This window comes from Mycobacterium sp. TH-M116 (assembly GCF_057473685.1).
Genome location: NZ_JBYCLC010000160.1, coordinates 1 through 8,135 on the forward strand (window position 1 = coordinate 1; position 8,135 = coordinate 8,135).

An 8,135-nucleotide genomic window follows, 5' to 3' on the forward strand; every position below is an offset into this window, starting at 1 on the left:
CCGCCGACGGTCGGGGCCTTCTCGAAGACCTCCACCGAGGCGCCGGCGACCGCCGCCGCCAGTGCAGCGGTGAGCGCGGCGGCGCCGCTGCCGAGCACGACAACGTCGACCTCGTGGTCCCAGGACATGGACGGTCATCCCTTCAGCTCAGAACCTCGGACAACTGCTTGGCGGCGGTGATGACCGCTTCCTTTCCGCGCATCACGACGTCTTCCCGGTGGGAGATGAGGTTGATGCAGGTCGGCGGGGACGGGGCGCGCCGGCGCACCGCCACCGCCAAACCATAGGTGTTGGGCTCGATCTCGCCGTACGTCGTCACCCACCCGCGCTCCCGGGCGCGGGCGACCAGATCGCGTTCCCCCGGGCGCGGCGGCATGCTCGCCAGCAGGGCGATGCCCGCGGCGCCCCGGTCCAGCGGGTAGCGGCTGCCCTCGTGGAACGAAAGTTGGTAGGCGACATGGCTTGGCACGATCACCGCGACCGCCACCTGCTGATCGCCCTCGGCGATGAGCAGTGACACGGTGGTGCCCAGGTCGTCGGCCAGCGCGCGCAGCGTCGGCAGGCAGAGTTGGCGCACGTTGCGGTCGAAGGACGCGCCGAGGACCGCGAGCCCGGCCGCGGGCCGGTAACGCCCGTCGTCCCCCTTGGCCACCAGGCGGAATTGGGCCAGCGTCGACAGCAGCCGGTAGGCGATGGTGCGGTGCACCCCGATCTGGTCGGCGAGCTGTTGCACCGTCAGCCCGCCCGGGGAGTCGGCTACCAGCTGCAGCGCGGTCAGTCCCCGGGCCAGTGTCTGAGAACCCGTCCCGGAACCTGTCACAGCCTTGACAGACCCGGACGCGAGAGCGAAGCTCTATATATAACGCACATTAATGTGCGATATTAGCACATCGCATTGGCGACACGCGAGAACGACATTTCCCACCGTCTGAGGCCGGAGAGGAACCGTGACGGAGTTCGAGAGCATATGGAGCGATCTCCAGGGCATCCCGTTCGAGCAGGGTTACCTCGACGCGCAGGGAGTGCGCACCCGTTATCTGCGGGCCGGCGACCCGGGCATGCCGGTGCTGATGCTGCTGCACGGGTCGGGCGGCCACGCCGAGGCCTACGTCCGCAACCTGGGGGCGCACGCGGAGCACTTCTGGACCTGGTCGATCGACATGCTGGGCCACGGCTACACCGACAAGCCGGGCCACCCGCTGGAAGTGGCCCACTACGTCGAGCACCTGATGGCGGCGCTGCGCACCATCGGCGCCGAACGTGCCTGCCTGAGCGGTGAGTCGCTCGGTGGCTGGGTGGCGGCCCGCGCGGCCGCCGACCATCCCGACGTCGTGGACCGACTGGTGCTCAACACCGCCGGCGGCTCCCAGGCCGACCCGGAGGTGATGCGCCGGATCGTCACGCTGTCCATGGCGGCCGCCGAGAACCCGAGCTGGAAAACCGTGCAGGCGCGGATCAAATGGCTGATGTCCGACAAGTCCAAGGGCTACGACGATCTGGTCGCCAGCCGCCAAAGGGTATATCGGCAACCGGGATTCGTCGGCGCCATGCGCGACATCATGGCGCTGCAGGACCCCGAGATCCGGGCGCACAACATCCTCGGCCCAGCCGAATACGGTTCGATCGCCGCGCCGACGCTGGTGCTGTGGACCAGTGACGACCCGACCGCCGACGTGACCGAGGGCCGGCGCATCGCGTCAATGATTCCCGGTGCGCGATTCGAGCTGATGCCTGGCTGCGGTCACTGGCCCCAGTACGAGGACCCCAAGACGTTCAACCGCCTGCACCTCGATTTCCTGCTGGGTCGGTGATGGCCGGCGCGACGCACGATATGGACGTCGACGTCGTCGTGGTCGGTGCGGGCCCGGTCGGCCTGACGCTGGCGAACATCCTCGGCCTGCAGGGGGTCCGCACGTTGGTGGTCGACGAACGGGACAGCCTCATCGACTACCCCCGAGGGGTCGGGCTGGACGACGAGGGGCTGCGCACCTTCCAGTCTCTCGGCCTGGTCGACCGCGTCCTGCCGCACACCGTGCCGAATCAGATCCTCCGCTTCGTCGACGCCAAGCGCCGGGTGCTGGCCGAGATGGCGCCACCCGACGCGCGGTTCGGCTGGCCGAAGCGCAATGGGTTCGTGCAGCCGCTCGTCGATGCCGAATTGCTGCGCGGGCTCGACAGATTCGAGCACGTTGACGTGTGGTGGCAACGGCCCATGACGGCGTGCCGGCAAGACGCCGACGCGGTCACCGTCGATCTGGGCGGCGAAGCCAACCATGACGGCGGCAGGTCCAGCGTGCGGGCGCGTTACCTCGTCGGCTGCGACGGCGGCCGCAGCACGACGCGCCGCATGATGGGGGTTTCCTTCGACGGCACGACGTCGTCGACGCGGTGGCTGGTCGTCGACATCGCCAACGACCCGCTGGGCCACCCGAACAGCGAGGTCGGCGCCGACCCCGAACGCCCCTACGCATCGATCTCGATCGCGCACGGAATCCGCCGCTTCGAGTTCATGATTCACGAAGACGAGTCCGACGAACAGGCCGAGGATCCGGCGTTCCTGACGCGGATGCTGGCACGCATGGTGCCCCACCCCGACCGCGTGGACGTGATCCGTCGCCGCGTGTACACCCATCACTCCCGCATCGCCGGCGCGTTCCGCGGTGGCCGGTTGCTGTTGGCCGGAGACGCCGCGCACCTGATGCCGGTCTGGCAGGGACAGGGCTACAACAGCGGAATCCGCGACGCGTTCAATCTGGGATGGAAACTCGCAGCGGTGGTGCGCGGCCTGGCCGACGACAAATTGCTGGACACCTACGACGTCGAGCGCCGCAGGCACGCGCGCGCGATGATCGACCTGTCCACCATGGTCGGTCGCGCCATCTCCCCGACCAACCGCCGGGTGGCCGGCGTGCGGGACCTGGTGGTGCGGTCGGCGTCGGTCGTGCCCACGCTGAAGCGCTACGTGCTGGAGATGCGGTTCAAGCCGATGCCGCGTTACGACCAGGGCGCGGTCGTGCATTCCGGGCCCGCCCGCGCCGACTCTCCGGTCGGCACCCTGTTCATCCAGCCCCGGGTCGACACCCGCACCCGCCACGATGTCCTGCTGGACGACGTGCTGGGCACCTGGTTCGCCGTGCTGTGCTGGAACAACAACCCCCGCAAGATCCTCGGTGAGACCGCGTTCGGGCACTGGAAGGCCTTGGGCGCATGCTTTTTCGCCCTTCGCCCCGTGACCCAGCTGCACTGGGAGGGGCACGACGATCCCGACGTCGTGGTCGTCGGAGACCGCAGCGGCGGACTCAAGTCCTGGTTCGACACCCATGAGGAATCGGTGTTGTTCCTGCGTCCCGATCGGTGCGTCGCCGCGGCCTGCATCGCACAGCGGGCCCCCGAGCTGAGCGCGGCACTTCTCGACGTCCTCACCCTCACGCCGGGAGGGGGTGAGGTCCAAAGTGACGCTGGCTCTGTGCTGTATGTCGCACAGCCCGCTGCTGAATCTTCCGGGACCGTCGCAGGCCCTGCTTGACGACATCGACGGCGCGATCACGCAGGCGCGGGCATTCGCCGACGAGTTCGACCCCGAGCTCGTCGTGATCTTCTCCCCGGATCACTACAACGGTTTCTTCTACAAGGTGATGCCGCAGTTCTGTATTGGCATGAGCGCCAACGGCGTCGGCGACTACGGCACCCACGCGGGCCCGTTGGACGTTCCCGAGGGCCTGGCGTTCGACTGCGCCACGGCCGTACTCGACGCGGGCGTCGACGTCGCGGTGTCGGCCAGCATGGACGTCGATCACGGCACCGTCCAGCCGCTGGAGAAGCTCTTCGGCGACGCGGTCGCACGCCCGGTGATACCGATCTTCGTCAACGGCATCGCCGTGCCGCTGGGTCCGCTGCACCGTTGCCGCGCACTCGGTGCGGCGGTCGGGTCCTACCTGGCCGGCCTCGACCGGCGGGTGCTGGTGATGGGGTCCGGCGGCCTGTCCCACAGCCCCCCGGTGCCGGCGCTGGCGACCGCCTCGGCGGCGGTGCAGGAGCGCATCGTGCACGGCCGTCCGATGAGCCCCGAGCAGCGGCAAGCCCGGCAGGCGGCCGTGATCGAGGCGGCCAGAGACTTCGCGGGCGGTGCGAGCGACCTGCAACCGCTCAACCCCGTGTGGGACCACCGCTTCCTCGAAATCGTTGACGGTGGACAGCTCGCCGACCTCGACCAGTGGTCGAACTCGTTCGTCGCGCACGAAGGCGGCGGCTCCGCGCACGAGATCAGGACGTGGGTGGCGGCGTTCGCCGCCCTGGAAGTCGTGGGCCCGTACCGGACCACCGTGCGCTACTACAAGCCGGCTCCCGAACTGATCGCCGGATTCGCAATCAGAACGGCGGTGCCGCAATGACCGCCCCGTCACCGGAAGGCTTCGACCGGATCGTCGACGTGCTCGTCGTCGGATCCGGCGGCGGAGGCATGACGGCGGCTTTGACCGCGCATGCGTCCGGCCTGGACGCGCTGTTGATCGAAAAGTCCTCTTACTTCGGCGGTTCCACCGCGCTGTCCGGGGGCGGGATCTGGGTGCCCGGCGCGCCGGCGCAACGCCGGGAGGGATACGCACCCCCGCCCGAGGGCGTCGTCGAGTACCTGCAGAACATCACCGACGGCCTCGTCGCCGAGGCGCGGATACGCCAGTACGTCGACTCGGCGCCGCGGATGCTGGAATTCCTCGAAAGGCAATCCGGGTGGCTCGAGTTCGTCTGGAAGCCGGGCTATGCCGACTACTACCCGGAACTGCCCGGTGGCTCCGAACTCGGCAGCACCATCAACGTCCCACCCATCGACCTGAGGACGTTGGGGCCCGACGAACAGACCCTGCTGCAGCCGTTGGCGCTGGCACCCAAGGGTATTTGGCTGGGCCCCAAGGAGCTTCGGTCCTTCTACCGCGTCAGGCAGTCCTGGGCGGGAAAAGTCGTGCTGCTGAAACTGATCACGCGCATGGTCCGCGCGCGGGTCCTCGGCGAACGGATCGCGGCGATCGGCCAGTCCCTGGCGGCCCGCCTGCGGCTGGCGCTGCGCGACAGTGGGATACCGCTGTGGCTGGATTCGCCGATGGTGGAGTTGCTCACCGAAGCCGACGGCACGGTGACCGGCGCGCTGGTGGAGCGGGCCGGGACAACCCAGCGGATCGGCGCGCGGCGGGGCGTCATCCTGGCATCCGGGGGCTTCGACCACGACCTCGCCTGGCGCAAGGAAGCACTCCCGGTGATCGAGCAGGATTGGAGCTTCGGCAACCCTGCCGCCATGGGCGACGGGATCCGCGCGGGTGAAAAGGTCGGCGCGGCGACCGAATTGCTCGACGAGGCCTGGTGGTTTCCGGCGATCCAATGGCCGGACGGGCGCATGCAATTCATGCTGAACGAGCGGATGATGCCGGCGCAGTTCATCGTCAACGGGGCGGGGCGGCGCTTCATCAACGAGGCGGCGCCCTACATGGACTTCGGTCACGCCATGATCGACGGCCAGAAGTCCGGGGTCACCCACATCCCCTGCTGGCTGATCACCGATCACCGCTCGTTCAACCGCTATGTCGTCGGCGGCCACCTGCCGATCCCGAAGATTCCCTTCGCGCCGGTGCCCACCGGGCGCAGGATTCCGGCGGCCTGGCTGGAATCCGGCGTCGTCAAAGCCGCGACGGGATGGGCGGACATGGCGGCCAAGATCGGCGTCCCCGCAACCGAACTCGCCGAAACCGCGCGCCGGTTCAACGAACTCGCGCGCCGGGGCCACGACGACGATTTCCACCGGGGCGACAGCGTCTACGACAACTACTACGGTGACCCCACGCTGCCCAACCCCAACCTGTATCCGCTGGGCGATCCGCCGTACTACGCGTTTCGGATCGTGCTGGGCGACCTGGGGACCTCGGGTGGGCTGCGGGTCGACGAACATGCCCGGGTCCTGCGGCCGGACGGCACCGCCGTGCGCGGGCTGTATGCGGTGGGCAACACCTCCGCGCCGGTCATGGGCCGCAGCTACGCCGGCGCTGGGGCGACCATCGGCCCGGCCATGACCTTCGGCTTCGTCGCGGCGAAACACTGCGCCGCACAAGGGGCCGAGCGAACCGCTAATTCTCATAGGAGGTAATCGATGAAAATTTCACTGTTCTACGAGTTCGCCCTGCCGCGGCCGTGGGCGCCCGACGACGAGCGGGTCATGCTGCAGGACTGCCTGGACGAGGTCGAGGCGGCGGACAAGGCGGGCTTTTCCACCGTCTGGCTCACCGAGCACCACTTCCTCGAGGAGTACTGCCACTCGACCGCGCCGGAGATCTTCCTGGCCGCCGCCAGCCAGCGGACCAAGAACATCCGGTTGGGCTTCGGCATCATGCACCTGCTGCCCGCGGTCAACCATCCCGCCCGGGTGGCCGAACGCGTCGCCACCATCGACCTACTCTCCAACGGGCGCGTCGAGTTCGGCACCGGGGAAGGCTCCTCCGTCGGTGAACTCGGCGGCTTCGACGTCGACCCCGCCGACAAGCGCGCCCAGTGGGAGGAGTCCCTCGAGGTCGCCATCCGGTGCATGATCGAGGAGCCGTTCACCGGCCTCAAGGGTGAGCAGATCCAGATGCCGCCCCGCAACGTCATCCCCAAGCCGATGCAGAAGCCGCATCCCCCGGTCTGGGTCGCCTGCACCCGGCCGGCCAGCGTTCAGATGGCGGCCCAGAAGTGCATCGGCGCACTCAGTTTCGCCTACACCGGCCCCGGACCGCTCACCGAGCGGGTCAGCGGCTACTACAAGGAGTTCGAGGAGAACGGCGTGCCCATCACGCCGCAGATCAACCCGAACATCCTGGCCATCGGCGGTGACCTGTCGATGATGGTCGCCAAGACCGAGGAACAGGCGCTGCAGCGACTCGGACAAGGTGGCGGCTTCTTCTCGTTCGGGATCATGCACTACTACCTGACCGGGATGCACACCCCCGGTCGGACCGGGGTGTGGCAGCGCTACCTCGAAGAGGTCGAGAAGGACCCGACGCTGGCCTACGGTCCCGGCCGCGGCGCGATCGGAACCCCCGCCATGGTGCGGGAATTCCTGCGCGGCTACGAGCAGAGCGGCGTCGACGAGATCATCCTGCTGCTCAACCCGCGCAGCCACGAGGGCACCATGGAGTCCATCGAGCTGATGGGCAAAGAAGTGCTGCCCGAGTTCATCGAGCGCGACGCCAAGGCGGTCGCCGACAAAGCCAAACGTCTCGATCCGGTCATCGCGAAGGTGGAGGCGCGCCGGCCGGGGTCCAACGCACCGCAGTTCGACGAGACCTACGCCTTCGGTGGCCTGCCCACCGGCCGCGACAAGTTCACAGCCAGTGAGATCCCCGAGGCCATGGCGGAGATCAGCGAGGGCCGCGTGCAGGCGGCGCAGCGCGCCAAGGAGCAGCGCAAGTGATCCCGGAAGCCGACTGAGGTTGGCAGAGATCGACGGGCTGTGGCGCTACGACGGCCGCCGGGCAGTGGTCACCGGCTGCGCGTCGGGCATCGGCCAACACGTGGTGCGCCAGCTCACCGAACTCGGCGCCGAGGTGATCGGCCTCGACAAACGGCGACCGGCCCTCGAGCTCAGCGCATTCCACGAGGTCGACCTCGCCGAGCCGGACTCGATCGACCGGGCTGTGGCGAGTGTCGGCGGGCGGGTCGACGCGCTGTTCAACGTCGCCGGGGTGTCCTCGGGCATCGGTGACCCGCCGCTGGTCGTCGCCATCAACTTCCTGGGCCTGCGGCATGTCACCGAGGCGCTTATCCCGCTGATGGGCGCGGGTTCGTCCATCGTGAGCGTGTCCTCGCTGGCCGCCGCGGGCTATCGCGAGCATCTGCGGTCGGTGGCGCCGCTGCTGAACAGCGCGACGATGCGGGAGGGCATCGCCTGGTGTCGCGACCACCCCGACGAACTGGCCGGCGGGGGCTACCGGTTGTCCAAGGAAGCGGTCATCCTGTACTCCATGCACAGCGCCACACGGCTCGGGGCCCGGGGCATCCGCATCAACTGCACCGGCCCGGGTGTCACCGAGACGCCGATCCTCGATCAGCTGCGTAGGGCATACGGGCAGGGCTTCCTCGACGACATCCCCAAGCCGTTGGGACGGGTTTCCGGG

The 8,135-nt window shown here is 68.6% G+C and carries 8 protein-coding genes; 6 read left to right on the forward strand and 2 right to left on the reverse strand.

Annotation, left to right across the window (positions count from 1 at the left end; genetic code table 11):
- A partial coding sequence (locus AC2VOK_RS08035; protein WP_428900004.1) for an NAD(P)-binding protein occupies positions 1-128 on the reverse strand: 128 nt, incomplete at its 3' end.
- Positions 129-142: 14 nt separating this feature from the next.
- Positions 143-820, reverse strand: a complete 678-nt coding sequence (locus AC2VOK_RS08040; protein WP_428899997.1) for an IclR family transcriptional regulator — start codon at positions 818-820, stop codon at positions 143-145.
- A 127-nt stretch (positions 821-947) separates the two neighbouring features.
- On the opposite strand from AC2VOK_RS08040, the gene AC2VOK_RS08045 reads away from it, so the two are divergent.
- The 6 genes from AC2VOK_RS08045 to AC2VOK_RS08070 all read left to right on the forward strand — a co-directional run.
- A complete protein-coding gene (locus AC2VOK_RS08045; RefSeq protein WP_428899998.1) occupies positions 948-1,811 on the forward strand; it encodes an alpha/beta fold hydrolase in 864 nt (287 codons plus the stop codon).
- A complete protein-coding gene (locus AC2VOK_RS08050) occupies positions 1,811-3,526 on the forward strand; it encodes a bifunctional 3-(3-hydroxy-phenyl)propionate/3-hydroxycinnamic acid hydroxylase (protein ID WP_428899999.1) in 1,716 nt (571 codons plus the stop codon). The genes AC2VOK_RS08045 and AC2VOK_RS08050 overlap by 1 nt, the downstream gene beginning before the upstream one ends.
- Positions 3,474-4,391 (forward strand): 3-carboxyethylcatechol 2,3-dioxygenase, encoded by a 918-nt coding sequence (locus AC2VOK_RS08055; protein ID WP_428900000.1) that lies wholly within the window; start codon positions 3,474-3,476, stop codon positions 4,389-4,391. Before AC2VOK_RS08050 ends, AC2VOK_RS08055 begins: the two co-directional genes overlap by 53 nt.
- Positions 4,388-6,130 carry an FAD-binding protein gene (locus AC2VOK_RS08060; RefSeq protein ID WP_428900001.1) on the forward strand — a complete coding sequence of 581 codons (1,743 nt, stop codon included), beginning with the start codon at positions 4,388-4,390 and terminating at the stop codon, positions 6,128-6,130. The genes AC2VOK_RS08055 and AC2VOK_RS08060 overlap by 4 nt, the downstream gene beginning before the upstream one ends.
- Positions 6,131-6,133: 3 nt before the next feature.
- The gene (locus tag AC2VOK_RS08065) at positions 6,134-7,432 is read left to right on the forward strand and encodes an LLM class flavin-dependent oxidoreductase (protein WP_428900002.1); all 1,299 of its coding nucleotides are present in this window, start codon (positions 6,134-6,136) and stop codon (positions 7,430-7,432) included.
- Positions 7,433-7,451: 19 nt separating this feature from the next.
- Positions 7,452-8,135: coniferyl-alcohol dehydrogenase (locus AC2VOK_RS08070; RefSeq protein WP_428900003.1), on the forward strand; the 684-nt coding region annotated here is incomplete at its 3' end.

Bases quoted from the DNA above. Each gene is read 5' to 3' on its own strand.
- AC2VOK_RS08050 (WP_428899999.1), top strand. From the start codon at position 1,811: ATGGCCGGCGCGACGCACGATATGGACGTCGACGTCGTCGTGGTCGGT.
- AC2VOK_RS08055 (WP_428900000.1), top strand. From the start codon at position 3,474: ATGTCGCACAGCCCGCTGCTGAATCTTCCGGGACCGTCGCAGGCCCTG.
- AC2VOK_RS08060 (WP_428900001.1), top strand. From the start codon at position 4,388: ATGACCGCCCCGTCACCGGAAGGCTTCGACCGGATCGTCGACGTGCTC.
- AC2VOK_RS08065 (WP_428900002.1), top strand. From the start codon at position 6,134: ATGAAAATTTCACTGTTCTACGAGTTCGCCCTGCCGCGGCCGTGGGCG.